General features: G+C 73.4%; 20 protein-coding genes. 9 read left to right on the plus strand and 11 right to left on the minus strand.

Annotated features, from left to right (window positions below):
* Nucleotides 1-56 precede the first annotated feature (56 nt).
* The gene (locus AC1DP1_RS02285; RefSeq protein ID WP_457184796.1) at nucleotides 57-332 is read right to left on the minus strand and encodes a hypothetical protein; all 276 of its coding nucleotides are present in this window, start codon (nucleotides 330-332) and stop codon (nucleotides 57-59) included.
* A 160-nt stretch (nucleotides 333-492) separates the two neighbouring features.
* Here AC1DP1_RS02285 and AC1DP1_RS02290 point away from each other — a divergent pair, with 160 nt between their 5' ends.
* Nucleotides 493-3,441, plus strand: a complete 2,949-nt coding sequence (locus AC1DP1_RS02290; RefSeq protein ID WP_477505460.1) for an ATP-binding protein — start codon at nucleotides 493-495, stop codon at nucleotides 3,439-3,441.
* Between the two features lie 59 nt (nucleotides 3,442-3,500).
* Nucleotides 3,501-6,467: an ATP-binding protein gene (locus AC1DP1_RS02295; protein ID WP_477505461.1), complete on the plus strand. Its 2,967-nt coding sequence runs from the start codon at nucleotides 3,501-3,503 to the stop codon at nucleotides 6,465-6,467.
* A gap of 9 nt (nucleotides 6,468-6,476) precedes the next feature.
* On the opposite strand, the gene AC1DP1_RS02300 is transcribed toward AC1DP1_RS02295, so the two are convergent.
* Entirely contained in the window at nucleotides 6,477-8,171 is a 1,695-nt protein-coding gene (locus AC1DP1_RS02300) for a CapA family protein (protein ID WP_477505462.1), read from the minus strand.
* A 131-nt stretch (nucleotides 8,172-8,302) separates the two neighbouring features.
* Between AC1DP1_RS02300 and AC1DP1_RS02305 the strand changes: the two genes are divergently transcribed.
* The gene (locus tag AC1DP1_RS02305; protein ID WP_477505463.1) at nucleotides 8,303-11,200 is read left to right on the plus strand and encodes an ATP-binding protein; all 2,898 of its coding nucleotides are present in this window, start codon (nucleotides 8,303-8,305) and stop codon (nucleotides 11,198-11,200) included.
* Between the two features lie 9 nt (nucleotides 11,201-11,209).
* Here the strand turns inward: AC1DP1_RS02305 and AC1DP1_RS02310 are convergent, their stop codons facing one another.
* Nucleotides 11,210-12,325: an NAD(P)-binding domain-containing protein gene (locus AC1DP1_RS02310; protein WP_477505464.1), complete on the minus strand. Its 1,116-nt coding sequence runs from the start codon at nucleotides 12,323-12,325 to the stop codon at nucleotides 11,210-11,212.
* An 80-nt stretch (nucleotides 12,326-12,405) separates the two neighbouring features.
* Here AC1DP1_RS02310 and AC1DP1_RS02315 point away from each other — a divergent pair, with 80 nt between their 5' ends.
* Nucleotides 12,406-13,173 carry an isocitrate lyase/PEP mutase family protein gene (locus AC1DP1_RS02315; RefSeq protein ID WP_477505465.1) on the plus strand — a complete coding sequence of 256 codons (768 nt, stop codon included), beginning with the start codon at nucleotides 12,406-12,408 and terminating at the stop codon, nucleotides 13,171-13,173.
* 4 nt (nucleotides 13,174-13,177) lie between these two features.
* Here the strand turns inward: AC1DP1_RS02315 and AC1DP1_RS02320 are convergent, their stop codons facing one another.
* The 5 genes from AC1DP1_RS02320 to AC1DP1_RS02340 form a co-directional block, all read right to left on the minus strand.
* Nucleotides 13,178-14,227 (minus strand): ABC transporter ATP-binding protein, encoded by a 1,050-nt coding sequence (locus AC1DP1_RS02320; protein WP_457184810.1) that lies wholly within the window; start codon nucleotides 14,225-14,227, stop codon nucleotides 13,178-13,180.
* Nucleotides 14,224-15,012, minus strand: a complete 789-nt coding sequence (locus AC1DP1_RS02325) for an ABC transporter permease (RefSeq protein ID WP_477505466.1) — start codon at nucleotides 15,010-15,012, stop codon at nucleotides 14,224-14,226. Before AC1DP1_RS02325 ends, AC1DP1_RS02320 begins: the two co-directional genes overlap by 4 nt.
* Nucleotides 15,009-15,875, minus strand: coding sequence for an ABC transporter permease (locus AC1DP1_RS02330; RefSeq protein WP_477505467.1), 867 nt, complete (start codon nucleotides 15,873-15,875; stop codon nucleotides 15,009-15,011). Before AC1DP1_RS02330 ends, AC1DP1_RS02325 begins: the two co-directional genes overlap by 4 nt.
* 14 nt (nucleotides 15,876-15,889) lie before the next feature.
* The gene (locus AC1DP1_RS02335) at nucleotides 15,890-17,014 is read right to left on the minus strand and encodes an ABC transporter substrate-binding protein (protein ID WP_477505468.1); all 1,125 of its coding nucleotides are present in this window, start codon (nucleotides 17,012-17,014) and stop codon (nucleotides 15,890-15,892) included.
* 199 nt (nucleotides 17,015-17,213) lie between these two features.
* Nucleotides 17,214-18,881 carry a sulfatase-like hydrolase/transferase gene (locus AC1DP1_RS02340; RefSeq protein WP_477505469.1) on the minus strand — a complete coding sequence of 556 codons (1,668 nt, stop codon included), beginning with the start codon at nucleotides 18,879-18,881 and terminating at the stop codon, nucleotides 17,214-17,216.
* A gap of 159 nt (nucleotides 18,882-19,040) precedes the next feature.
* Between AC1DP1_RS02340 and AC1DP1_RS02345 the strand changes: the two genes are divergently transcribed.
* Genes AC1DP1_RS02345 through AC1DP1_RS02355 form a run of 3 tightly spaced genes read left to right on the plus strand, consistent with a single transcriptional unit; the run spans nucleotide 19,041 to nucleotide 21,180 of the window.
* Nucleotides 19,041-19,325 carry a PLD nuclease N-terminal domain-containing protein gene (locus AC1DP1_RS02345; protein ID WP_477505470.1) on the plus strand — a complete coding sequence of 95 codons (285 nt, stop codon included), beginning with the start codon at nucleotides 19,041-19,043 and terminating at the stop codon, nucleotides 19,323-19,325.
* Between the two features lie 5 nt (nucleotides 19,326-19,330).
* Nucleotides 19,331-19,462 carry a hypothetical protein gene (locus tag AC1DP1_RS02350; protein ID WP_477505471.1) on the plus strand — a complete coding sequence of 44 codons (132 nt, stop codon included), beginning with the start codon at nucleotides 19,331-19,333 and terminating at the stop codon, nucleotides 19,460-19,462.
* Between the two features lie 11 nt (nucleotides 19,463-19,473).
* Nucleotides 19,474-21,180 carry a fumarate hydratase gene (locus AC1DP1_RS02355; RefSeq protein WP_477505472.1) on the plus strand — a complete coding sequence of 569 codons (1,707 nt, stop codon included), beginning with the start codon at nucleotides 19,474-19,476 and terminating at the stop codon, nucleotides 21,178-21,180.
* A gap of 24 nt (nucleotides 21,181-21,204) precedes the next feature.
* Here the strand turns inward: AC1DP1_RS02355 and AC1DP1_RS02360 are convergent, their stop codons facing one another.
* A complete protein-coding gene (locus AC1DP1_RS02360; protein WP_477505473.1) occupies nucleotides 21,205-22,065 on the minus strand; it encodes a MerR family transcriptional regulator in 861 nt (286 codons plus the stop codon).
* A gap of 116 nt (nucleotides 22,066-22,181) precedes the next feature.
* On the opposite strand from AC1DP1_RS02360, the gene AC1DP1_RS02365 reads away from it, so the two are divergent.
* Complete coding sequence (locus AC1DP1_RS02365; RefSeq protein ID WP_477505474.1) at nucleotides 22,182-22,436, plus strand: hypothetical protein; 255 nt, start codon at nucleotides 22,182-22,184, stop codon at nucleotides 22,434-22,436.
* Nucleotides 22,437-22,461: 25 nt separating this feature from the next.
* Here the strand turns inward: AC1DP1_RS02365 and AC1DP1_RS02370 are convergent, their stop codons facing one another.
* Nucleotides 22,462-23,331, minus strand: coding sequence for a MerR family transcriptional regulator (locus tag AC1DP1_RS02370; RefSeq protein ID WP_477505475.1), 870 nt, complete (start codon nucleotides 23,329-23,331; stop codon nucleotides 22,462-22,464).
* 144 nt (nucleotides 23,332-23,475) lie between these two features.
* Between AC1DP1_RS02370 and AC1DP1_RS02375 the strand changes: the two genes are divergently transcribed.
* Entirely contained in the window at nucleotides 23,476-24,162 is a 687-nt protein-coding gene (locus AC1DP1_RS02375) for a spermidine synthase (protein WP_477505476.1), read from the plus strand.
* A gap of 13 nt (nucleotides 24,163-24,175) precedes the next feature.
* Here the strand turns inward: AC1DP1_RS02375 and AC1DP1_RS02380 are convergent, their stop codons facing one another.
* A complete protein-coding gene (locus AC1DP1_RS02380) occupies nucleotides 24,176-26,080 on the minus strand; it encodes a penicillin-binding transpeptidase domain-containing protein (protein WP_477505477.1) in 1,905 nt (634 codons plus the stop codon).
* Nucleotides 26,081-26,105: the final 25 nt, after the last annotated feature.

Here is a 26,105-nt window from a genome sequence, read left to right on the forward strand (position 1 = left end):
CGGGCGCGGCCAAGGGACGAGGACCGGACGCCCCCCGCCGGCGTCCGACCCAGCCCTCACAGGCCGTTGTCCCGGAAGTTCATCCGGTTGAGGCTTCGCCCCTGGTCCGGGCTGGGCTTGGGCGTTGCCCGCTTGCCGTACTCGTCACCGAACTCCTTGCGGTTGCCCGAGGCGTGGTCGGGGACGGTGGTCGTCTTGTCGGTCTTGTGCCGGTTGATGTTCTGGGCCGGCGGGTCGAGGTCGGCTCCACAGGCGGCGAACGTGGGCAGGACGACGGCCGCGACCGCACAGGCGGCGATGCGCCGGCGGACGGAATGGGTGTTGGTGTTCATGGTGTGTCCCTTCGTGGTGCCGGACCCGGATGGACCGGCCGTTCCTCCACGGTGGGACCGCCGCCACGACGGTTGACAAGGGTTGACAGACGCTGACACCCCGACCTCGAGCGGTCTGGACCACCCGCGGGTCGCACACCGGATCGGCGATCCTTGTGCGATGGGCGCGCTCCCGCGACCCGAGGTGCCTCCCGGTCCCCACCGGGAGCTCGTCGACGTGCTCCACGACCTGCACCACCGAGCGGGCTGGCCCAGCCTGCGGAGGCTCGCCGAGCAGACGGGGGTCTCGCACACCACCGTCTCGAAGGCGCTGTCGTCGACGGCTCTCCCCAGCTGGGGGACGGTCGAGCTGTTGGTCGAGGTGATGGGCGGCGACGTCCCGGAGGCGCGCGAGCTGTGGCTGGCTGCCTCGGCACCGTCGGGTGATCGCCTCACCGGGCGCGGCGCCACCCGGATCGCAGGTCGCGTCGCCGAGCTGAGGGTCGTACGACACCACCTCACGTCGGGCACCGGCCTGCTGCTGGTCACGGGCGAGGCGGGCATCGGCAAGTCGGCCCTCGTGGGCGCGGCCGTGGCCTCGACGGACGTCTTCGTCGCCGTCGGTCGCTGCCTGCACCTCTCACGCGAGATGCCCCTCATGCCGGTGGCCGATGCCCTCCGGGCGGTGCTCGATCACGACGGGGGTCGGTGGATTGCGGACGCGCTCGCGACCTGCCCCCGCTACGTCGCCACGTCTCTCGCGCGGTTGCTGCCCGAGCTGGAGGACGGCTCGGGAGCCCCGGCGAGCGACGACCTCTGGGGCCTCGAGAGGCTCTTCGCGTCGGTGGTCAGCACGCTGCGCGCGCTGGACGGCGTGCGTCCCCTCGCGGTGCACCTCGAGGACTGTCACTGGGCCGACCGGAGCACCCTCGACCTGCTCACCCGCGTCACCAGCGGTCCGTCGCGTCCACCGGTCATCGCGACATGGCGCTCGGACGACCCCGACGTGTCGGACGCGCACACGGACTGGCTCAGCCGCGCTCGCTGGACGCCCGGGGTCGCTGCCGTCGACCTGCCACCGCTCACCCCGGCCGAGACGGTCGAGCAGTTGCGCCTGCTCACGGGCACCGGGGCGACCCACGACCTCGCCCGGCGGATCCACCCCCGCAGTCGGGGTCTGCCGCTGTACACGGCGCAGCTCGCCGCGAGCCCGGACGACGACGCGCTACCCCGCGCCCTCGCCGACCTCCTCGACCGGCGCATCGGGGACCTCGACGACGTCTCGTGGCGAGTCGTGCGGGTGCTGGGGGTCGCTCAACGAGCGATGCCGCCCGCCATGCTCCGGGGCGCGACGGGACTGCCGCAGGACGCGATGGACGAGGCGTTGCACCTGCTGGCCGAGCGTCGCCTCCTCCGACCGGGCACGGCTGACGACGTCGAGCTCGCCCACCCCCTCTTCGTCGAGGCCGTCGCGCGACGGCTGGTGCCGGGAGAGGCCGCGGAGGTGCACGCACGCCTCGCCGAGACGATGGACGGGGCGCCCACCGCCGAGCCGGCCGAGGTCGCCGATCACTGGATGGCTGCCGGACGCTCCGACCAGGAGGTCTCCGCGCGGGTAGATGCGGCCATCGCGGCAGCCGCCCGCTTCGCCTACGAGAAGGAGCTCGCCACGTGGCTGCGCGTCCTGGCCCTGTGGGACGAGGGCCACCAGCCCGGCGACGTCGACCTGTGGGAGGTGCTGGTGAGGGCGATCGACGCCGCCGTCGAGGCGGGTGACGTCGAGACGGGCCACGACCTGGCCGGCCGCGCCGGTCGGCTGCGGCTCGAGGAGCTCCCCGTTCGGGCACGTGCGCAGGTCCTGCACCGGATCGGGTCCCAGCGCTACGAGGAGGGCGACGGCGCCGGGGCGGAGGAGCTGATGGAGCAAGCGATGCGGCTGCTCGACCCGCTGACGCCCTCGCCGGAGCTCTTCCGGCTGCTCGAGGACCGCACGGGACTCCTCTTGCAGATGGGGAGGGACAACGAGGCACTCGCCGCGCTCCGGCGGTCGGCCGAGCTCCTCGACGTCGCGGACGCCCGGTTCCGCCGGCGTCATCGGGCGTGGCTGGTCGCGCACGCCCGCCAGGCCGCGGGGGACGCCGGGGACGCCGAGGCGGTGGTCGAGGAGGTGGTCGAGGAGGCCCTCCGGGCACTGCAGGACGAGGAGGACCCGGACCCTGTCGCCGACCTGATGATCGCCGCCAACGCGACGGACGTGCTGCTCGGCACCTCTGCCTCGGCGGCGCGCGCCGAGGAGATCGCGCAGGCACCTCTCGCCACAGCAGCCGCCTGGGACCTCGAGCAGTCCTACCCGGGCGCCCTCGTCCGCACCAACGTGTGCTGGGCGCACCTGCTCGAGGGCAACACCCGTTCGGCTCGCGCGTGGATCGAGCCGATCACACGCTCGGGCCCGACCACCAACACCGCGTTCGCCCACGTCATGCTGGCGGCCGTCGAGCTGCGCGAGGGGCAGGTGTCCGCCGCCCTCCACCGCAGTCGGGCAGCCGACGAGCACATCCGCATCCACGACCAGAACTGGACGCAGTGCCTGCGCTGGGCGGCGGAGATCGAGCTCTGGGCGGGCCGGGCGTCCGACACGTGCACACGTCTCGCGGACGTGGTGACGCGCGACCTCGACGGCGAGCAGGTCGCCGCGACTGCCCCGCTGCTCGTCGCGCTGGCCCGGGCCCATGCAGACGCCGCGGACGAGACTGCGGCACCCCCGGGGCTCCGACGAGCGGAGTCGACCTCCCTCCGCGCGATGCGGGCCAGTGCCTCGATCGACCCGTTCGGTCCGGGCGTCCCAGACGTCGCCACGACGGCCAACGCGCTGCGGTGGGAGGCAGAGCTGCGGCGGCTGGAGGATCGCGCCACCGTGGACTGCTGGGCACGTGCTGCCGCCCCGTGGGACCGCCTGGGACGTCCGCACGAGTCCGCCTACTGCCGGTGGCGCGGCGCGCAGGTCGCTCTTCGCGACGGCCGCGGCACCGTGGCGATCCGGCTGGCCGGCCGGGCCCGCACGGACGCCCGGCAGCACGTGCCACTCGCCGACGCGGCCGCCGCGACGCTCGACCGCGCCGGGACCGCCTGACGGGATCTGGACAACCCCACACCGCGGGTCGATCCTGAGAAGGAACCCTGGGAGGGTAGATGGGCCTGCTGCACCAGCCCGAGCTCGAGCCCGGACCGCACCGCGACCTCGTCGACGCGCTGCACCGCCTGCACGACGAGGCAGGACGGCCCAGCCTCCGCGCCATCGCCCGCCGGGCGGGGTGCTCGCACACCAGCGTGTTCCACCTCTTCACGCACCCACGGCTGCCCGCGTGGTCGCTCGTCGAGATGGTCGTGCCGGCGGTCGGGGGCGATCCGGCGGACTTCCGGGACCTCTGGCTCGCCGCGACGGCGGACGGCGCCCGGCACCTGCCCCCTCCGGCACGGACCATCGCCGGCCGGCGCGCCGAGCTCCTCGTCGTACGCCGCCACCTCGAGGCAGGCGGCGGGCTGCTGGTCGTCACCGGCGAGCCCGGCATCGGCAAGACGACGCTGCTGGCCGCAGCGTCGCAGCAGGTGTCGACCTTCGTGGCCCGGGCCGGCGGGCTGCCGATCCTCGCCGACGCGCCCTTCGCGCTCGTGTCGGACGTGCTGCGCCAGGTCTGGCTCGACGACGGGGGCCGGTGGTTCGGGGAGGCGCTGGGCCGCTGCCCCGGGTTCGTCGCACCAGCGCTGTCCCGGATCCTGCCGGAGATCGGACTGGCGGGTCGCGACGTCGAGGATCGCTTCGCGGCCGCCCGCCTGTTCGCAGCCATCGAGTCCACCCTTGCCGCGCTGTCGTCGCTCCGTCCGCTGGCGCTCGTGCTCGAGGACCTGCACTGCTCCGACCCCAGCTCGCGCGGCTTCATCGAGCGGCACGTCGTCGGTGGCCGGGGCGTCCCGATCGTCGCCAGCCTGCGCAGCGGCGAGTCCGCGGCGGCCGACGGCTGGCTGACGCGCGTGCGTCGCGAGGCCGCGCTGGTGCTCAACCTCGCGCCGCTGACCCACAAGGAGACCCGGGAGCAGCTGCGGCTGCTGATCGGTCCCCGGCTGCGACGCGGCGACGCCGAGCGCGTCCACGCGCAGGGCCGCGGGGTGCCGCTGTTCACCGAGGAGCTGGCGCGCTCGATGACCGCGGGCACGGAGCCGGAGCCGCTGGCCGACCTGCTCGCCCGGCAGCTCGACCACCTGAGCCCGAGCGCCAGATCGGTGCTCCTCGTCGCGGCACTCGCCGACCGTCCCCTCCCCCCACAGGTCGTCGCGGACGCGACGTCCATGGGCCGCGCCGAGCTCACCGACGCCCGGCGCGAGCTGGTGGCCCGGCACCTGCTCGCCGACCCCTACGCCGCGACCGACGTCACCGTCGGCCATGCGCTGACGTCCGCCGCGGTGCGGGCCAGGGCCGTGCCGGGAGAGGCCGTACCGACCCACCGGAGGCTGGCTGCCGTCCTGGCCGCGATGGCGCACCCGACGCCGGCCGAGGTCGCGGAGCACTGGCGCGGAGCCGGAGATGCTCGTGAGGAGCTGCCCTGGCGGGTCGCTGCCGGACGGGCGGCCTGCGACGGGCTGTCCCGCGACGAGGAGGCCGTCCACTGGGAGCGCGCCCTGGCCCTCTGGCCCGCCGACGGGCCGCCCCCGGTCGACGCCGGGATCACCAGGTGCGAGCTCTTGCTGGAGCTCGTCCACGCCGCGATCGGCTCGGGGCGCCGAGAGCAGGCGAGGTCGTGGGTGGACGAGGCCCTGGCCCTCACCCCCGCATCGCCCGCGCACGACCACGCCCGTGCGCTGCGCCGGGCCGGCCAGGCGCTCGCGCAGGTCGACCCGGAGACGTCCGTGCGCCTCGCCGACGAGGCGATCGCCGTGCTCGACGCGCTCGACGACCGCGACTCCCTGGTCCGGGTCATGGGCGACAAGTCGGGCGCCCTGCGAGGAGCCGGGCGCAACGACGAGGCCGACCTCGTCATCGACCGGATGCTCGAGATCAGCGCCCGGCTCGACGATCCGGCGCTGCACCGCGACGCCCTGGTCGAGCGTGCCTGGCACGACATCGTCCTGGGGCGCACGGCCCACGGGCTGCGCGCGGCCCGGCAGGCGAGGACCATCCTCGTCGAGGGCAACCCCTTCAGCGACGTCTGGCTCGGGACCTACCACACCGACCTGCTGCTGATGCTGTGCGCGCGGGCCGACGACGTGGCCGACGCCGCGGACCCCGGGCTGGCCGCCGTGCGCGATGCCGGGATCGACTCGTTCGTCCTCAGCACGATGCTCCTCTGCAACGTCGCCGAGGCCCGCCTGCACGCCGGAGCCACCGGAGCCGCGTCCCGCCTGGTCCGTCCGCGCACCAAGGACGAGCCCCGGCAGTCGACCCGCTTCCTGCACCTCACCCGCGCGTGGGTCCAGGTGGTGCACGGCGACCTGGAGGCGGCCGACCGCCGCCTGGAGGCGATCGCGGCCCTCGACTTCGGGGTCAGCGCGCACCGGCAGGCGGTGGTGACCGTCCAGGCGCTGTGCGACCTGTGGCGCGGCCTGCCGGCGCAGGCCCTCGACCGGATCGGCGACGGCATCGCCGGCGAGACGGCCACCTCCTGGTCGCCCTACACCGGATCGCTGCTGTGCCTCGCCGCCCGCGCGGGGGCCGACGTGGCCGAGGCCGATCCCGCCCGCCGTGCCGTCCTCGCCGCCCGACTCTCGGACTGGCAGCGCCAGTGGTCCACCGACCCGTTGGCCCCGGAGGCAGCCCACGCCGCCGCCCCGGCGACCCGCAGCACGTGGCGCGCCGAGCTCGCCCGGCTCCACGGCGTCGCGCAGCTCCAGCACTGGATCGGGGCGGCCGAGCAGTGGGACCTCGTCGGTCGCCCGCACGAGGCGGCGTACTCCCGCTGGCGCGCGGGAGAGCTCGCGCTGCACGAGGGCCGCGACACGCTCGCCCGCCGGCTGCTGCGCCGTGCCCACGCACAGGCGCGCGGGCACGTGCCGCTCCTCGGCGTGGTCGACCGGTCCCGCGCAGGGATGCCGGCCCCGTCCTCCGCACCCATGCCCGGGCGTTCGGCCCCGGGGCGCCGGGCGACCGTGCGCGAACACGGCTGAGTCCCTGGCTCAGCGTCCCCGCGGCGCGGCGACGTGCTGGTAGTCCTTCGTCGACACCCAGGCGCCGCCCCACTCCCAGCCGATGCGCGAGAACGCCGCCACCGGGATGTCGCCGGCGCGGACGACTCCGGGCCGCGCGGGTGCCGACCGGTCCCGGTCGATCCCGACGAACGGCAGGCCGGCCGGAGGCGCGGTGCGTCCCGGCATGACGTAGGGGTTCTGCACGGGGTTGATGTCGATCGCCGCGCCGTAGGCGTGCTGCGACCAGCTGCGATGTCCCGCGACCCGGCGACAGTTGAAGCCGGAGGTGTTGTTGGCCGCCATGGAGCGGTCGTCGTCGGCCCCGTAGTCGTCCACGAGCCGCATCCGGGCGATCGGGAAGCCGGCGTCGTACAGGCGGCCGAACGCGTCGGCCACCGGCCGCGCCCACCGCCGGTGGACGACCAGCTCGCCGGTCCGCGCCCGGCCGTCGAAGTCGCGGTGGGTCAACCGCAGGTGTCGCAGGTCGCGCAGCAGGACGGGACAGCCGGGTCGGTGGCTGCGGCGCATCCGGTCGGCGAGGCTCGCGTCGATGCTGCTCACCGACGAGCCGTACGCCGGGTCGTCGGCCTGCGCGCCACCGCGGTCGGCGGCCAGTCCGGTGCAGCGCTGCCGGGCGCGCCAGTCGGCCACGGCGCGGCTGCGCGCGGCTCCCGTGACCGGGACCGGCCGCCCGTCGGCCGGCGAGATCCTGGCCGGCGTCCACGACTTCCGGACGGCTCCCCCGGCGTCGAGCGTGACCGACAGGACCCCCGTCCGGGACTGGCGGGCGTGGTACCAGACGAAGTTGCCCAGCCCGTAGGCCACCACCGCGTCGCCGGCCCATCCCCCGCCACCGAGGACGTGGGAGTGGCTGCCCACCACGACGTCCGCCCCGGCGTCGGCGAGGTCACGCGCGAGCAGTCGCTGCGACTGCGTCGGGCAGGACTGGTACTCGCGGCCCCAGTGCACGTAGACCACGACGAGCTGGTCGCGCGACGACGCCTCTTCGACCGCGGCGACCAGCCCCGCGGCCTTGCTGCCCCGCGAAGACGCCGTACCGACGGTCCCGGTGCTCGCGGACCACACGTCGCTGGCGCCCTCGCGCTGGACGCCGTCGGCGGCGAGGAAGGCGACCTCGAGGTCGCCGACCTCGACCACGTGGGGGTCGTACGCCGCCTCGCCGCGGCCCGCGCCGACCATCGCGACGCCACGCTCCTGACCGGCGGCCAGCGTGTCCTGCAGGCCGGCTGCGCCGTAGTCGCCCGCGTGGTTGTTGGCCACGCTCACCACGTCGACGCCGGCGTCGGCCAGCACGTCGACGGCGGCGGGTCGGGTGCGGAACCAGTAGCGGTCGCCGGCGTTCTCGAGCTCCTTGGGGTCGCGCTGCTCGCTCCGTGTCACCGGCGTCTCGAGGTTGACCATCGCGACGTCGGCGGCGCGCAGCGTGCGGGCGATGGGCCCCAGCCCGCCGGGACGGTCCAGCAGCCGACCCGCGCGGCCCTCGAAGTGCACGTCGCCGCCGAAGGCCAGGGTCACCTGCCCGTCCCGGGCCGGCGGTGTCGTCGAGGTGCTGCCGACACCCGGGTCGGCCGGCGGCTCGTCGGTGGGTGAGGGCGAGGTGCAGGCGGACGCGACCAGCGCGCAGGCGACGAGTGCCGCGAGGTGCCGAGCCCGTCCCTCCATCCCCCGATTGTGCCGTGGGAGACGAAAGGGGCGGTCCGGACCAGCGAGGCATGACCGAAGAAGTCCGTGGACACGACGATGGGCCGGGACGATCCTGAAGACCGGACCACGGCCGAGGGAGGGATCCCGGTGTGAGCGCACTCCCCCGCCCAGACCTGCCGCCAGGGCCCCATCGGGACCTGGTCGCCGCGCTGCACGAGCTCCACCACCGCGACGGGTGGCGGAGCCTGCGCGTGCTCGCTCGCGAGACCGGCGTCTCCCACACCACCGTGTCCAAGGCCTTCTCCTCGACCACGCTGCCGACCTGGGGTGTCCTCGAGCTCCTCGTCGAGGCGATGGGTGGTGACCCGCGCGAGTTCCACGCGTGGTGGCTGACGGCATCGGCGCCCCAGACCGGCACGCACAGCCCGGGCGTCGGGATCGTCGGCCGCCGCTCCGAGCTCGACGTCGTACGCCGCCACCTCGAGGGCGGCCAGGGGCTGCTCCTGGTCACAGGCGAGGCCGGGATGGGAAAGACCACCCTGGTCGAGACGGCGTGTGCGCAGGTGCAGGACATCGTGCTGGTCGCCGCCGGCCGGTGCCTGCCGCTGTCCGCGGAGGTCCCCCTCCTCCCCATGGCCGAGGCCTTGCGCCAGGTGGTGCGCGCCGAGGGCGGGAGGGTGGTGGCAGCGGCGCTCCAGCGGTGTTCGGCCTACGTCCGCGAGGCGCTGGCCACCGTGCTCCCCGAGTGGTCGACGGACGACTCAGCGCCTGAGTCGGACGACCGGTGGCTGCGCCAGCGGCTGTTCGCGGGTGTCGCCGAGCTGTGCCGGGCTCTGTCGACCGAGCAGCCCTTCGCGCTCGCGCTGGAGGACCTCCACTGGGCCGACGACCTGACCCTGGACGTCGTCGAGCACCTGGTCCGGCACACGGGCGCGAGCGTCCTCGGCTCCTGGCGCACCGACGACCCTGACGTCTCCGCGGGGCACAGGGAGTGGTTCAGACGGGTGCGGCGGGATGCCGTGGTCCTGCCACTCGGGCCTCTGACCGAGGACGAGACCGTGGAGCAGGTCCGGTTGATCCGACCCCGCGCAACGACCGCGGACGCCGTCCGCATCTACACGCGCAGCCTGGGACAGCCTCTCTTCACCGAGCAGCTCGCCCACGCTGACGCGGGTGAGCCGACCTTCCTGGGCGACCTGCTCGACGGCCGGGTGGCTCCACTCGGCGGACCGGACTGGGCTGTCGTGTCCGTTCTGGGAATCGCGGACCGACCCTTGACGGAGGGCGAGATCGCCCGCGCCGCTGGTCTGGAGACCGGCCCGCTCTCCGACGCCCTGCGCAGGCTGCTGGCCCAGCGGATCCTCGACGTGAACCGCGGTGACGTCCAGCTCCGCCACCCGCTCCTCGCTGAGGCCGTGCGGCGCCGGATGATGCCCGGTGAGGCCGCTGCGGCGCACCGGTCGGTGGCCGGCGTGCTCGCGGCCGGCGATGACGCCGAGCCCGCCGAGGTTGCCCGGCACTGGCAGGGCGCCGGTGACGCTGACGAGGAGCGCGGCTGGCAGGTGCGGGCCGCGCGTTCGGCGTCCGAGCGGTACGCGGGAATGCAGGCGGCCGAGCACTGGCGGCGCGCGCTTGCGCTCTGGCCGCCGGGCGTGGCGGAGGTGGACGATCCACCCACCCGCAGGCACGAGGTGGTTGCCGGCATCGCCGGCCAGTGCGACCTCTCCGGACGGCCGCGTGACGCCGTGCCCGTGCTCGAGTCCGAGCTGGCGCTGCCCGACCCGCCCCACCTGTACGACACCGCCGAACGCGCGGACCTGCTGCTCCACCTGGCCCGCTTCAACTCCTCGCAGTTCGTCTCCGGCGACCTCGGCATGCGGCTGATCGAGCAGGCCATCGTGCTCTACCGGACGCTGCCGCCCTCCCCGGGCCTTGCTGCGGCGCTGACGTGGCGGGGATCCGAGCTCGAGTGGCACGGCCGACGCATCGACGCGACGCTCGTCCTGGCCGAGGCCGCCCAGGTGGCGGCGGAGGCGGGGGACCGCCAGCTCGAACGCACGGTCCGCGCTCAGTGGGCCTGGCAGCTCGGGGCACTGGGTCACCTCGGGAGTGTCGACGAGATCGAGCGCGTGGTCCGCGAGTTCGGCCCCGACAGCAGCCTGCCGCGCAACCTGACCGTCGCCGTCCGCCACACGGACATCCTCCTGATGGCGTGCCGGCCTGCGGACGACGTGCTGCGGGCGGCGGGGCCGGCGCTCGAGCAGGCCGCCAGGTGGCAGATCACCACCAGCCACGCCAACGTCCTCATGACCAACGTGGCGCAGGCGCTCCGCCAGGCCGGACGGATCGGTGATGCCATGGAGGGTCTCCGGGTCGAGACCCAGGACGAGGAGCCGGCACCCCTGCCGCTCCTCCACCTCGAGCGCGCCATCCTGGAGGTGCTGCTCGGCCACGACGATGCCGCCGGCCGGCGGCTCGCCTGCTTCGAGCTGGGCGCGCACGAGGTGGTCGACACCGTCATCCTGGGCGCGCGGCTGCACCACACCGTCTGGACGGGCCGCCCCGCGGAGGGACTCGAGCTTGCGAAGAGGGTGCTGGTGTCGCGCCACGACGAGGTCGCCCCGGGCACCGCGGGCGAGCTCCTCGCGTTGACGGCCCGGGCGGCAGTCGATGCGACGATCGTCGCCCCCGCGCTCGACCGGCGGGACGTCGACCGCAGCCTCGACGAGCTGTGGGTGGGGCTGCACCACGACCCGTTCGAGGGGCAGGCGGTCCTCGCCGACCGGTCGTACCGACTCCAGTGGAACGCGGAGAAGCGGCGCCTGTTCGGCCGGGACACCGTCGAGGGATGGGTGAGGGCGGCCCAGACGTGGCACGACCTCGAGCGACCGCACGACGAGGCGTACTGCCAGTGGCGAGCCGCCCAGGCGGCGCTCCGGGAGGGCCACGGCACGATCGCCGCGCAGCTTCTGGCACAGGCCGCCACCCGGACGCGCGAGCACGTGCCGCTCGCACGGGCCATCGCCGTCACTGCCGGCGGCGCCTAGCAGGTCGGGTCAGGCGGCCAGCGCGGCGAGGTGCCGCGACACCGCGAGGGCGGCCTGTCGACCCGCGCGCGAGGCACCGACCGTGCTGGCCGAGGGGCCGTAGCCCACGAGCTGCACACGCGGGTCGGCCACGGCCGTGGTCGCGCCCTGCACGTTGCCGGGCACCGGGACGAGGGCGATGCCGCCCTGCGGGGAGCGCAGGCCGAGTGGCGCGAGGTGCTCGACGGCGGGACGGAAGCCGGTGGCCCAGAGGATCACGTCGACCGGTTCGAAGCGTCCGTCGGACCACCGCACGCCGTGGGGCTCGATGCGTTCGAACATCGGGAGGCGCCGCTCGTAGGCGCCCAGCCGGGCCGCCTCCTGCTCCTGGGGACGCAGCGCCAGGCCGGTGACGCTGACGACGCTCGCCGGCGGCWGCCCCTGTCGTACGCGCTCCTCGACGGCGGTGACCGCGGCGAGGCCGGCGGCGGAGTCGAAGTCGTCGTCGCGCCACACCGGCGGGCGGCGGGTCACCCACAGCGTGTCGGTGACGGGGGCGAGCTCGCCGATGAACTGCACCGCGGAGGCGCCGCCGCCGACGACGAGCACGCGCTTGCCGCGGAAGTGCTCGGCGCCCGGGTAGCCAGCCGTGTGCAGCTGTTCGCCGACGAACGACGCGATGCCCGGGTAGTGCGGCACGAACGGGCGCGTCCAGGTGCCGGTCGCGTTCACCAACGTCCGGGTGCGCCAGACCCGGTCGCCCGCGCGCACGACGAGGAGGTCGCCCTCGCTCTCGACGCGGTCGACCTGCACCGGGCGCACGACGGGGAGGTGGTGCCACCGCTCGTAGCCGTCGAAGTAGTCGGGCACGACCAGGTTGGCCGCCCGGTCGCTGCCGTCGGGGGCGGTGGACGCCGGCAGGTCGGCCACCCCGTGGACGTCGCCCATGCTGAGTGACGCCCACCGGTGCTGCCACGCCCCGCCGGGACCGGGATTGGCGTCGAGGACGAGGTGGTCGATTCCCCGCTGGCGCAGGAAGTACGACGCCGCGAGACCGGCCTGCCCCGCGCCGATCACGACCGAGTCGAGCACGGAATCGAGGACGGAGTCCAGCACGGGGTCGGGCGCTGCCTCGTGGACCTTCACGTCGCCTGCAACACCCGAGCGCGGGGTCCTATGCCCGCTGGCCCCTGTGCTCCGCGCCTCGCGCGTGGCAGCCTCGACGCATGACCACCTCCGTCGCCACCCTCGCCACCCGTCTCCTCGAGCTCCACCACACCGGCTCCACGCTGGTCCTGCCGAACGTCTGGGACGCCTGGTCCGCGAAGGTCGTCGCCGAGGCCGGCTTCGGAGCGCTCAGCATCGGCAGCCACCCGCTGGCCGACTCCCGCGGCCAGGGCGACAACGAGGACATGACGCTCGACGACGCCCTCGACGGCGTACGACGGATCTGTTCGGCCGTGCCGGAGGTCCCGGTGACCGCCGACATGGAGGCCGGCTACGGCGCCACGCCCCAGGAGCTCGTCGAGCGGCTGCTCGAGGCCGGCGCCGTCGGCCTCAACATCGAGGACACCGTGCACTCCGAGGGCGGCCGGATGCGCTCGGCGGCGGAGCACGCCGACTACATCGGCGCGATCCGCCAGGCGGCGGACGCGGCCGGCGTCGACCTGGTGGTCAACGCGCGCACCGACGTCTTCCTCAAGAAGGACCAGTTCGCGGACCCGGTCGGCGAGGCCGCCACCCGCCTGCAGGCGTGCGAGGAGGCGGGTGCGCGCTGCGTCTACCCCGTCGGCGTACCGGACGCGGCTGCGCTGCAGGCCCTCCTCGACGCGCTGTCCGGGCCGGTCAACATCATCGCCAACCCGCGCACGGGCAGCGCCGCCGGGTCGCTGGAGGACCTGCAGGTGATGGGCGTGCACCGGGTGACCTTCGGCCCCAAGCTGATGCAGGAGCTCGCACCCGACCTCACCGCCCTGGTCACGCCCTGGCGCTGACGGCTCAGGCCACCACCAGCACCGGCACCGCGTCGACGGTCAGCCGGACCCGCGTGCCGGGCTCGAGGCGCAGGGCCTCGGAGCTCGCCAGCTGGGCGACGACGTCGGTGCCGTCGTCGAGCGTGCAGGTGACCCGCGAGAGTGGACCGAGGAACATCACCGTCGTGACGGTGGCGTGGCCCCCCTCGTCCGCGACGACCGAGACGGCCTCCGGGCGCACGAGCGCGAAGCCGTCACCCGGGGCAGAACCGTCGAGGGCCGGCACCTCGCGGCCCAGCACCGAGGCGACACCGCCCGCGACCGTCGCAGGGAGCCGGTTGCTGAGGCCGACGAACTCGCCGACGAACCGGGTCGCCGGGGCCGAGTAGAGCTCCGCAGGCGGCGCGAGCTGCTCGAGGCGACCGGCGTTCATCACGCCGACCCGGTCGGCGACGGCGAGCGCCTCCTCCTGGTCGTGGGTGACGAACAACGTCGTGGTGCCGACCTCGAGCTGCACCCGACGGATCTCGTCGCGCAGCTGCACGCGCACCTTGGCGTCGAGCGCCGAGAGCGGCTCGTCGAGCAGCAGCACCGACGGCTCGACGGCCAGCGCCCGCGCCAGCGCGACGCGCTGCTGCTGGCCACCGGACAGCTGGTGGGCGTAGCGGTCGGCGTGCTCGCTGAGGCCGACCAGGTCCAGCATGTCGCCGGCCCGCCTGCGGCGTCCTGCGCTGTCGCTCCCCCGCAGCTTGAGGCCGAAGGCGACGTTGTCGATCACCGTCATGTGAGGGAACAGGCTGTAGGCCTGGAACACCATGCCCATGTCGCGCTTGTTGGCCGGCACCCTGGTCAGGTCCTTGCCTCCCACCGACACCGAGCCGGAGGTCGCCCGGTCGAGCCCCGCGAGGATGCGGAGGGCGGTGGTCTTGCCACAGCCCGACGGGCCGAGCAGCGCGACCAGCTCGCCGGGCTCGAGGTGGAGGGTCAGCCCGTCGAGGGCGCGGACCTCTCCGTAGATGCGGGTGAGGTCGGAGAGGTCGACGGCCAGCCCGCGCTCGGTCGAGAGGTCGGTCATGCGGACGCTCCTTGCTTGTGCCGGTCGCGGCTGAGGAAGGTGAGGCCGACGAGCAGCACGGCCACGAGGATCATCGAGGCGAGAGCGGCGGCCATCGCGGCGGGACCGTTGCTCTTGTAGAGCGCCGCCATCGCCACGGGCAGGGTGTCGAAGTGCAGCAAGGAGGCGAACACGTACTCGCCGAGCACGAGCGCCACCGCGATGAACGCGGCTCCGAGGATGCCGCCGGTGATGTTGGGCATGATGATGCGCACGATCACGGTGAACCACCCGGCGCCCAGCGAGCGGGCGGCCTCCGAGAGCGTCGCAGCGTCGATCGCAGACAACGAGGCGTCGATCGCGCGGTACGCGTAGGGCAGCACCAGGACGACGTAGGCGAAGGTCAGCACCAGCGCGCTGTCCCCCAGCAGGTAGGTCACCCACGAGTAGACGTTGCTGATCCCCACCACGATCACCAGCGCGGGGATCGTCAGCGGGAGCAGGCAGAGGAACTCGATCAGCCCGCGCGCCCGCGGGACCCGCAGCCGCACCCACACCATCGTCGGCACCAGCAGCGCCACCATCAGCACGACGGTGAAGAGCGCCAGCAGCAGCGACGCGACGATCGATGAGCGGAGGTCCTCGTCGGTGACCATGAGGGCCCAGTTGTCCCAGGTGCGGCCGGGAGCGCTCCCCCGGACCTGGGTGGAGAAGTCGAACATCGCCAGCAGCGGCACGAAGAAGTAGGCCGCGAACAGCAGGAGGCCGACGGCTCGGAAGACCTTGAAGCCCCGGGACTGCGTCATCGCATCCACCTCGCCGTACGCCGGAGGAGCAGGTTGTAGCCCACCATCACGACCGTCACCACCACGATCATCTCGAGCGCCAGCGCGAAGCCGACGTTGGCCTGCCCGAGCAGGACCTCGCTGGTGATGGCCTGCCGGATCATGAGCGGCACGATCGGCTGGCCCTGGCTGACCAGCACGGCCGCGGTGGCGTACGCAGCGAACGCGTTGGCGAACAGCAGCAGCAACGCGCCGAGGAAGGGCGGCGTGAGCAGCGGCAGGGCTACGTAGCGCCAGTAGGTCCAGGTGTTCGCGCCGAGGTTGACCGCGGCCTCGCGCCACTGCGGCCGAAGGCCGTCGAAGGCCGGGGCGAAGACGATCACCATCAGCGGGACCTGGAAGTAGGAATAGACGACGACCAGGCCGGGCAGGCCGAACAGCCAGCCGCTGCCGTAGACGTCAGCCCCGAAGAAGTCGGACATCGCCAGGGTGACGACACCGACCGGGCCGATGGTCGCGATCCACGCGAAGGCGAGCACGACGCCGCCGAACTGGGCGAGCACGCCGCTGATGGCGAGCGACGAGCGACGCAGCAGGTTGTGCGCCGGCAGCGAGACGATGAGGTACGCCAGCACCGCGCCGAGCACCGCGCCGATCAGGGCGGTCGAGGCCGAGAGGATCAGCGACCCCCTGAGCGCGGTGAGCGCGGCCTCGCTTCGCAACGCGTCGAGGTTGCCCAGCGTCGGGCGACCGTCCTCGTCCTGGAAGGCGCCCAGCACCACGGTCAGCGTGGGGACGACCAGGAAGACGAGGACGAAGAGCAGGAACGGCAGGAGCGGGAGGGCCGGGCCGACGGCGAACCGCCGGCCCGTGCCCCCGCTCACGCGGGTCGGCGTGCTCAGCGGATGGCCTTGGACCAGTTCGCTGCGAGGTACTCGCCGGCGGTCACCGTCTGGTCGTCGGTCGGGATGACCGGGTCGCCGGTGACCTCGGGCAGGGCTCCCCAGAGCTCCTCGTCGATGGTGCCGGCCTCGGCCATCGCCTCGCCGCGGACCGGACGGGCGCCACCCTTGAGCCAGAGGTTCTGGCCCTCGTCGCTGTAGAGGAACTCCTGCCACAGCCGCGCGGCCGCCGGGTGCGGCGCGTCGGCGTTGATCGCCTGGAAGTAGTAGCCCGCGACGACGGCCTCCTCGGGGACGACCGTCTTCCACGTGTCGACATTGGCCGCCGCGGCCGCGCCGAGATAGTCCCAGTCGATGACGACGGGCGTGGTGCCCTGCTCGATCGTCGTGGAGTCGGGGTCGACGGTGAGGAAGTTGCCGGCCTTCTTCAGGTCGGCGAAGAAGTCGACGCCGGGCGCGACGTCGTCGGCCGACCCGCCGTTGGCGATCGCGGCCATCATGACGCCGCTGAACGCCGCACCGGCCTGCGTCGGGTCACCGTTGAGCGCCACCTTGCCCTTGAACTCGGGCTTCATCAGGTCGGCGACCGAGGTGACGTCGGGGACGACGGACGAGTCGTAGCCGATCGACATGTAGCCGCCGTAGTCGTTGACCCAGGTGCCGTCGGGGTCCTTGAACTCGTCGGGGATGTCGTCCCAGGTCTCGACCTGGTAGGGCGCGAACAGGTCGGTGTTGGCGAGGGCCACGGACTGGCCGAGGTCGAAGACGTCGGGCGCGCGGTCGGTGCCCTTGAGGTCGTTGGCCGCGTTGATCTCGTCCTGGGAGGCAGCATCGGGCTGGTCGGAGCTGACCGTGATGTCGTACTTGTCCTCGAAGGTGGAGATGACCTCGCCGTAGTTGGCCCAGTCCGGCGGCAGGGCGATGACGTTGAGGGTGCCCTCGTCCTGGGCAGCCTTCACGAGCTCGTCCATCCCGCCGAAGTCCTCCGCGGACGTGGCGGACGCGGCGTCCACGCCGCTCTCAGTGGTGGTGTCGGACTCCTTCTCCGGAGCCGCGCAGCCTGCGGCGGCTGCGAGGGTCGCCATCGCGGCGAGGGACACGAGTGTGGTGCGGAGCTTCAACTTCGACCTCCAGGGTGCTGGCCGGCCGCAGCCGGTGGAATGTTCCGCGCGGAGCCTCGTCGGGCGCGTCTGCTCGGAGGCTACTCCCGCGTGACGTGTCTGGGTACGACCGATGAACGCGCGGTCTGGCCCGGAGGTCGGCGCCCACGACGTCATGGCGGGTGGTCGCCGGGGCAACCACCCGCCATGACGTCCCGGCTCAGCGGGCCGCGGCCCGGCAGACGTCCGGCTGGCAGCCGTCCCACAGCTCGAGGCGACGCCTGAGGTCGCGCGCCCACGGCTGGGTGTGGTCGGTGGCGAAGACGTTGACGTCCTCCCACGGCCGGTCGTAGCGGTAGAGCTCCCACGCGTGGTCGGTCGCGCCCCAGGCGGGGTCGAGGTCGAGCCGCACCAGCAGTCCCTGCTCTCCGCGCACGGCGACGTACGACGGGATGATGTCGATCGTGCCGCCCGATCCCTCGTCGGTGTCGACCTCGCCCGGCACGGACTTGGCGAAGGTGTGCTCGTAGAAGGCGTACCGCGCGCCGGGTGCCTCGGCCCTCGACAGCGAGTCGGCGAAGGAGCGTCCGTCGCGCACCCGGTCGGGCCGCCGTCCGGCCAACTCCTCGAAGGTGGGCGCGAGGTCGATGTTGTTGACGAACTGCGTGCGCTCCCCCTGCACGACACCGGGTCCGACCACCACCAGCGGCACGCGGGCGTCGGAGTCGTACGGCGTGCCCTTGCCGCCGTTGAGCTGGTGCTGCCCGAGGTGGAATCCGTTGTCGGCGGTCAGGACGACATAGGTGTCCGGACCGACGGCCGCGCGGATCTCGGTCAGCATCCGGTCGATCGACTGCACCATGCGGGCCCGGTCGCGGTAGCGGGCAAGCGCCTGCTCCTCGGTCAGGGTGATCTCGTTGGTCCGCCACGCCGGGGCCGTCTCGACGGTCCCGTCGGGACGCAGGTAGGTCGGCACGTTGTCCTCGCGCGGGTCGCCGTACCCGACGAGGTCGGCGACCGTCAGGTCGCCGCACGCCAGCGCGCCGCAGTTGCCCCCGGTGGGACTGCCGTCGGCTGCGCGGTCGGCGTACGCCGGCGGGAACTGTGGGCTGTCGGGGTAGGCCTTCTGGAGCTGCGAGTGCGGGCCGTAGGTCGCGACCTCCAGGAAGTACGGCTCGTCGGCGGACTCCGCCTCCTCGATGAAGGCGAGCGCCTTGTCGCGCGTGACGGTCTGCATGTAGGCCTTGTCGAGGACCTCGACAGGCGAGGTGCGGGGCGGCTTCGGGTGGTTCTCGAGCTGCGGGTCACCGTTGTCGTCGAGGTAGACGCTCTTGTAGCCCCACCCGTTGTAGCCGCCGCCGAGGATCGGGTTCCAGACGTCCCAGCCCGGAACCCGCGGCGGGGGCACCACCTGTCCGTCGACGGTGCGCGCCTCGTAGCCGTTCATGAACTTGCCGACGAACCCGGTGGTGTAGCCGGACTCCTGCAGGGCGAGGGAGAACTGGCGCTCCTGGTTGCCGCGCTGGACGAACGCCTTGTAGCCCCCGATGGGCTGGTCGGGGTCGTTGGCGGTGTTGGTCAGGACGCCGGTGTGGTGCGGCGCCTGCCCCGTGAGCAGGGACGCTCGGGACGGACAGCACAACGAGTCGACCACGAAGGCGTTGCGGTAGGACGCGCCCTCCGTGACCATCCGCTGCGCCTCCGGCATCGTGGCCAGCAGCTCGAGGGAGAAGTCGTCCATCAGGACGAGCACGATGTTGGGTCGGGCACCCGGCGGGGCCGGCGCGGTCGCCGCCACAGGGGTCGCGAGCGTCGGGGGCAGGACGGTCGTCGTCGCGATGATCGTGGTCCCGAGCGCCACGAGCAGTCGCGTGAGCAGTGTGCGCATGCATCACTTCCTATTGTTTAGTGGATTACTTTAGTTTCAGGCCACGGAGACACTCGCGCAACTCGCCACGCCCGGGCGCCGGGCACGGTAGCCTGCCGCCACGCCGGGGCGTTCTCCAGCGTCCGCGGCCCCGGCAGGGCCGACCTGCGGGGGTCGTTCGTGATTCGCCTGCTCTTCTTCCTGGTCCCTCTGGTCCTCAGCATCTACTGCATCGTCGAGGCCATCTCGTCCCGCGACGACGAGGTCCGCAACCTGTCCAAGGTCTGGTGGATCCTGCTCGTCCTGTTCTTCCCGTTCGTCGGGTCGATCGCCTGGCTCGTCGCGGGCCGGCCGCAGCGCGCCCGACGGCACGGCCCCCACGAGCGCAGCGCGGCGCGTTCCCCGAGTACGACCGTCCCGGCCGGTTCGCGGCCGCCGACCCCGCCGCCGACGAGGCGTTCCTGAAGAAGGTGCGCGAGCGCGCCGAGGAGCAGCGACGCAGGGCGCGCGAGCAGCAGGCGCGCGAGGCGCAGCGGGACGCGCGTCCCGAGCCCCGTCCGGACCCGGAGGGCGAGTCCGGCGCGGAGCCCGGCCCGGCGTAGCATCGGCAGCCGTGACGACCGCTGCCACTGGCCCTGAGTTCCACTACTCCGACCTCCTCCCGACCGCCGGTTCCAACGGCGCCCCAGAGACCCCCTACCGCCTCGTCACGACCGAGGGCGTGTCGACCGTGGAGGTCGGCGGTCGCACCTTCCTGCAGGTCGAGCCCGAGGCGATCCGGCGGCTCACCGAGGAGGCGATGCACGACATCAGCCACTACCTCCGCCCCGGTCACCTCGCGCAGCTGCGCCGGATCATCGACGACCCCGAGGCCTCCGGCAACGACCGCTTCGTCGCGCTCGACCTGCTCAAGAACGTCAACATCTCCGCCGGCGGGGTGCTGCCGATGTGCCAGGACACCGGCACCGCGATCGTGATGGGCAAGAAGTCCGAGGGCGTCCTCACCGGCACCGACGACGGCGAGGCGATCAGCCGCGGGGTGTACGACGCCTACACCCGCCTCAACCTCCGCTACTCGCAGCTCGCGCCGCTGACGACGTTCGAGGAGAAGAACACCGGCACCAACCTGCCCGCGCAGATCGAGCTCTACTCGACGCCCGCGAAGGACGTCCCGGAGTACAAGTTCCTGTTCATGGCCAAGGGCGGCGGGTCGGCCAACAAGTCGTTCCTGTTCCAGGAGACCAAGGCCGTCCTGAACCCGACGCGGCTGATGGAGTTCCTCGACGAGAAGATCCGCTCCCTCGGCACCGCTGCCTGCCCGCCGTACCACCTCGCCGTCGTCATCGGCGGCACCAGCGCGGAGTTCGCCCTCAAGACCGCGAAGTACGCCTCGGCGCACTACCTCGACGACCTGCCGACGGAGGGCTCGATGGCCGCCCACGGCATCCGCGACGTCGAGCTGGAGGAGCAGGTCTTCGAGCTCACGCAGTCCTTCGGGATCGGCGCGCAGTTCGGCGGCAAGTACTTCTGCCACGACGTGCGCGTCGTCCGCCTCCCCCGCCACGGAGCGTCGTGCCCCGTCGCGATCGCCGTCTCCTGCTCGGCGGACCGGCAGGCGCTCGGCAAGATCACGCCGGAGGGCGTCTTCCTCGAGCAGCTCGAGACCGACCCGGCCCACTACATGCCCGACGCCGGCATGGCCCACGACATCGAGGGCGGCGCGGTCGTCCCGATCGACCTCAACCAGCCGATGGCCGACATCCTCGCCGAGCTCTCGAAGCACCCGGTCAAGACGCGGCTCTCCCTCACCGGACCGCTCGTCGTGGCCCGCGACATCGCGCACGCCAAGATCAAGGAGCGCCTCGACGCCGGCGAGGAGATGCCCGACTACCTGCGCAACCACCCGGTCTACTACGCCGGTCCGGCCAAGACCCCCGAGGGCATGCCGTCCGGGTCGTTCGGTCCCACGACGGCCGGTCGCATGGACTCCTACGTCGAGCAGTTCCAGGCCGCGGGCGGATCGATGGTCATGCTCGCCAAGGGCAACCGCTCGAAGGCCGTCACCGAGGCCTGCGACTCCCACGGCGGGTTCTACCTCGGCTCGATCGGCGGCCCGGCCGCTCGCCTCGCGCAGGACTGCATCAGGTCCGTCGAGGTCGTCGAGTACGAGGAGCTCGGCATGGAGGCCGTCTGGAAGATCGAGGTCGAGGACTTCCCGGCGTTCATCGTCGTCGACGACAAGGGCAACGACTTCTTCACCGACCCTTCGGGCGCGGTGACGGTCCCGATCTCASGCATCCGGGTCCGCTCGGCGCAGTAGCGGCAGCAGCCGCAGGAGCCGCCGTCAGGCGGCGGCGGTGAGGCGCGCGGCGAGGTCGGCTGCCGCCTCGCCGATCTGGTGGCCGAGGGGTTCGGCCCCCTCCACCCGGCCCTGGTGGGCGCCGCCGAGGTGGACGGTGGCGATCGGCGTGATCGCCTGCACGGCCTCGCGCACCGCCGGGAGGTCCTCGACGGTCGGGACCGCGAGCACCACGGCCTCGGGCAGCAGCGCCCGGACGGTGTCGACCCAGCTCTCCACGGGCAGGTCGGCGCCGAGGTAGGTGACGTTGATGCCGCGGCTGCGCAGCACCATCGCGAAGGCCATGACGCCCAGCTCGTGGCGCGAGCCACGAGCCAGCCCGACCATCACCTGGGGTGCCCCGGGCTGGGCGTGCGGGAGCTGGTGGAACGCCTGCGCGAGCCGGCGCAGGACGGCGGCGCTGACGAAGTGCTCGCCCGCGACGCTCACGGTCCCCTGCTGCCAGGCCTCGCCGAGGCGTACGAGGGACGGCATCAGCCACTCGTCGACCGCAACCGCGAGGTCGGCCTCGGCGAACGCCTTGTCGAGCATGCCCTCCAGGCGCACGACGTCGAAGTCCTCGCCGCAGCCCGCGAGGTCGTCGAGCCGCTCCAGCGGCGACCCCGGCCGGGGCAGGTCGGCTGACCGGGTCGGCTCGTCCAGCACCTTCCGCGCCGCCTCGCGCGGCGCCCACCCGGAGTCGACGAGGTCGCGCATCACGGAGAGGCGTCTGACCGCCTCGTCGTCGTAGAGCCGGTAGTTGCCCTCGGTGCGGGCCGGCGACACCACGCCATACCTCTGCTCCCACTTGCGCAGGGTCTCGCGCGGCACTCCGGTGAGCTGTGCGGTGCGTCCGACGGTGTACACACCCACAAGGGTAGCGAACTTTGGACAAAGTGTGGACAACAGCCCTACTGTCCCGTTTGTCCACCAACGGTGGACAAACTGTGGACAAGCCGCAGGAACGCTTCCGAGGAGGACCCATGTCGATCACGGCGCAGCCGTTCATGGCAGTGACGGCACAGCCGGTGGCGGACCTCGAGGAGCGCACCAACCGCCGGCTCCGGGTGGCCGGCGTCGCGGTCCTCGTCGCGGCCGCGCTGGGCTCGGTGCTGGGCGCGTCGCCGGCGATGACGGACACGCCGTCCACCGACAACCACTGCCGCGTGGACATCGTCGGCGGCTACTGGTTCAGCAGCGGGTGCACCGAGGAGCAGACCGCGCCGACCGCCCGCTGAGCACCTGCGACCGGGTGCCTGGGTGCTAGCTGACGGCGCCGAGGCGGGTGGCGAGGGCGTCGGCCGCCGCACCGGCGTGGTGACCGAGGCGCGCGGGACCCTCGACGCGGTCCTGGTGGGCGCCGCCGAGCAGCACCTCGGTGAGCGGCATGAGCGCCTCGGTCACCTCGCGCACCGCCGGCAGGTCCTCGATCGTCGGAGCGGCGAGCACCACGGCGCGGGGCTCGATGAGACGCACGGCTCCGACCCAGGCCTCGAGCGGCAGGTCGCCACCGAGGTAGGTCACCGCGACCCCGCGTGACCTCAGCACCAGCGCGAACGCCAGCACGCCGATCTCGTGGCGCGAGCCGCGCGCGAGGCCCACGACGACGCGCGGGCCGCCGCTCGGGGCGGGTGGCAGCGACTGGAACGTCAGGGCGAGCCTGCGGTGCACCGCGCCGGTCACGAAGTGCTCGCCCGCCACCGAGACGAGCCCGCGCTGCCAGGCCTTGCCGAGGTGGACCATGGACGGCAGGAGCCAGTCGTCGATCACCGACACCACGTCGATGTCGCCGAACCCCTCGCCCAGCAGGCGCTCGAGCTGGGGGACGTCGAAGTCCTGGGCGCAGGCGACGAGGGTCTCGAAGCGTGCCTCGTGGGCCGGCTCCTCCGGTCGCGCGACCTGGGCCTCGGCGGCCGCGACGTCCTCAGCGACGTGGCGAGCCGCCTCCTGCGCCGTCCAGCCCGCCTCGACCAGGCTGCGCATCACGACGAGCCGGCGCACCGCCTCGTCGTCGTACAGCCGGTAGTTGCCCGGTGAGCGCTGCGGGACGACCACGCCGTAGCGCTGCTCCCACTTGCGGAGTGTCCCGGAGGGCACGCCGGTGAGCTCAGCTGTGCGGCCGACGGTGTACACGAGTTCACGGTAGTCGGACGCGCCGGGTCTGGGCAGCCTTTTCGCACCACCATCCGTCGGCGCGGCGACCTTGGACGAAGACTGCCCAGCGACGCCGGCGTGGGCAGCGTGCCGTCCGGCAGCGGCGGTTGGCAGGATGGCGCCATGGTGATCCCCGAGAGCGTCCAGAGCGTGGAGATCGCCCGGGCCGAGAGCCCCCGCGGCGAGGTGGTGCTGCGGCGGCGTGCGAATGGCACCGGCGCCGACGTGCTCGAGCTCAGGGTCAACGGGGTGTTCGTGATGGACACCCTCGAGACGACGAGCGAGATCGAGCTGGCCGCGCAGGCGCTCGAGCTGGTCGAGGAGCCGTCCACGGTGCTCGTCGGCGGGCTCGGACTCGGCTTCACCCTGCAGCGGGTGCTCGCCGACCCGCGCGTCGAGCGGGCGGTCGTGGTCGAGATCGAGGAGACGCTGGTGCAGTGGATGCGCGACGGGACGGTGCCGCACGGCCCCGCCCTGCTGGCCAACACGCGCGCCACCGTCGTCAACGCCGACATCGCCATGGCGATCGCCGAGGCACGCTCGACCTACGACCTGGTGCTCCTCGACGTCGACAACGGGCCCGGCTACCTGGTGCACCAGCGCAACGAGGCGGTCTACGAGGAGGAGTTCCTCGGCCGGTGCCGCGACGTCCTCGGCCCGGGTGGCGTGCTCGTGGTGTGGTCGGCCAACGCCGCGCCGGACCTGCTCGCCTCGCTCCGCACGGTGTTCGGTGCCGCGGAGGAGCAGGCCCACGACGTGCTGCTCCAGGACCGGCCGGAGGAGTACTTCCTCTACCTCGCCCGTCGCTGAGGGGCCTCGGCCCTCAGCGCAGGAACGCCTCCAGCACCGGGCCCGCGGTCTGCGACCCCGAGACGCCGGTCTCGACGAACACCGCGACGGCCAGGTCGCCCCGCGCCGCGATCATCCACGTGTGCGTCGGGAGCGCCCCGGAGGCGTCGGGCTGGCCGAACTCCGCGGTGCCGGTCTTCGCGCCCACCTCGCCCGGCACGTCCTGGAGGAAGCGGCCCGACCCGGTGGTGACCACGGCGCGCATCAGCCCGCGGAGGGTGCCCGACTCGGGACCGGTGAGCGGCTCCGGCGGGGGCACCTGCTCGACCTGGTGGTCCGGCAGCAGCACCGGCAGCACGGCCCGGCCGGCCCGCACCGACGCGGCTACGGTGGCCATCGCGAAGGGGCTGGCGAGCACGGTGCCCTGGCCGATCATGTCGGCGGCGGCCCCGGTCGCCGTCTCCGGCGGCGGGACCTGGCCGAAGTAGACCGGGAAGCCGAGGTCGTGGTCGGTTCCGAGCCCGAGGGCCTGGGCGGCCGCTGCCAGGTCGCCGTCACCGAGGCGGTCGGCGTTGCCGATGAGGGCCGTGTTGCAGGACTGGGCGACGGCCTGGGTCAGGGTGATGTCGCCGAGCGCGGCGGCCGGGTAGTCGTCGTAGTTCTTGAACGACCGGCCGTCGACGACCGTGGTGGCGGGGCACGACACGACGTCGTCCACCCCCATCCCGCTGCGCAGCAGCGCGAGCGACGTGACCACCTTGAACGTCGAGCCGGGGGCGTACTGCCCCGTCATGGCGAGGTCGGCGCCCGCCGCCCCGGCACCGTTGGCGCTCGCCAGGACCGCGCCGTCGGAGGGCCGGATCGCCACGAGGGCAGCCGCCGGCGCACCCTCGCCGAGGGTGGCCAGCGCGTCCTCGCCCTTCTGCTGCAGCGCCGGGTCGAGGGTCGTCACCAGGTCGGCCCCGTCTGTGGCCGGGACCTCTGCGAGGGTGCGCAGCTGGTCGTCGGCGTCGCGGGCGACGACCGACGCACCGGGCACCCCCCGCAGCTGCTCGTCGTAGCGGGCCTGCAGTCCGGAGAGGCCGACCTCGTCGCCGGCGACGATGCGACCCTCCGAGGCCTCGACGACCTCGAGCGTGGCGGGGCCGACGCGGCCGAGCAGCGCCGCGGCGAACTCGCGCGTCGAGGCGAGCGGCATGGTGTCGCGCACGGCGAGGGCGCCGCGGATCTTCGCGAAGCCGGGCAGCACGTCGAGCGCGTCGTCCTCGCGCAGCACGAGCGCCTCGACGAAGGCCTCGGCGCCCATCACCTCCGCGCGCTCGACGTACGACGCCACGTCGACGTCGAGGACGCGAGCGATCCGCCGGGCGCTCCGGGCGACCTGCGGCCCCTGGACCTTGGTCTTGTCGAGCCCGTAGCGCAGCACCGGCCGCTCGGTCACCAGCACCGCACCGTCGGCCCCGGTGATGTCGCCGCGCACCGGCGGGACCGTGCGCAGCCCGAGGGTGTCGCCGTCGGCGAGGTCGGGCGCCAGCGCCTCGGGCGCCCAGTCGACCTGCCAGCCGGGCCCGGCCGGCACGAGGGCCACCGTCGTGTCGTACTCCCAGGGTGCCGCGTCGGTCAGCTGCCACCGCCAGGCCAGCGTCGCCGTCGCGGAGCCGGGCTCGTCGCCGGTGCCCTCGACCTCGTCGACCGAGGTGACCTCGACGGCGACCGGCACCTCCTCCAACGGGGCGACGAGGTCGGCGAACGCGGCGCGGTCGGCGTCGTCGACCAGGGGCACGTCGGCGAGCGAGTGGGCTGACAGGGCGGCGGCGAGGTCGTCGGCCACTCCGGACGGCGGGTCGGCGTCGTCTCCACCGAGCACGGAGCACGCCGAGCTCACCCCCACCAGCAGAGCGGCCGTCCCGACGTGCATCCCGAGTCGCAGTGGTCGCATGCGCCCCATGCTCCCCAACGGGTCG

It is taken from the genome of Nocardioides sp. P4_G10 (assembly GCF_056401175.1).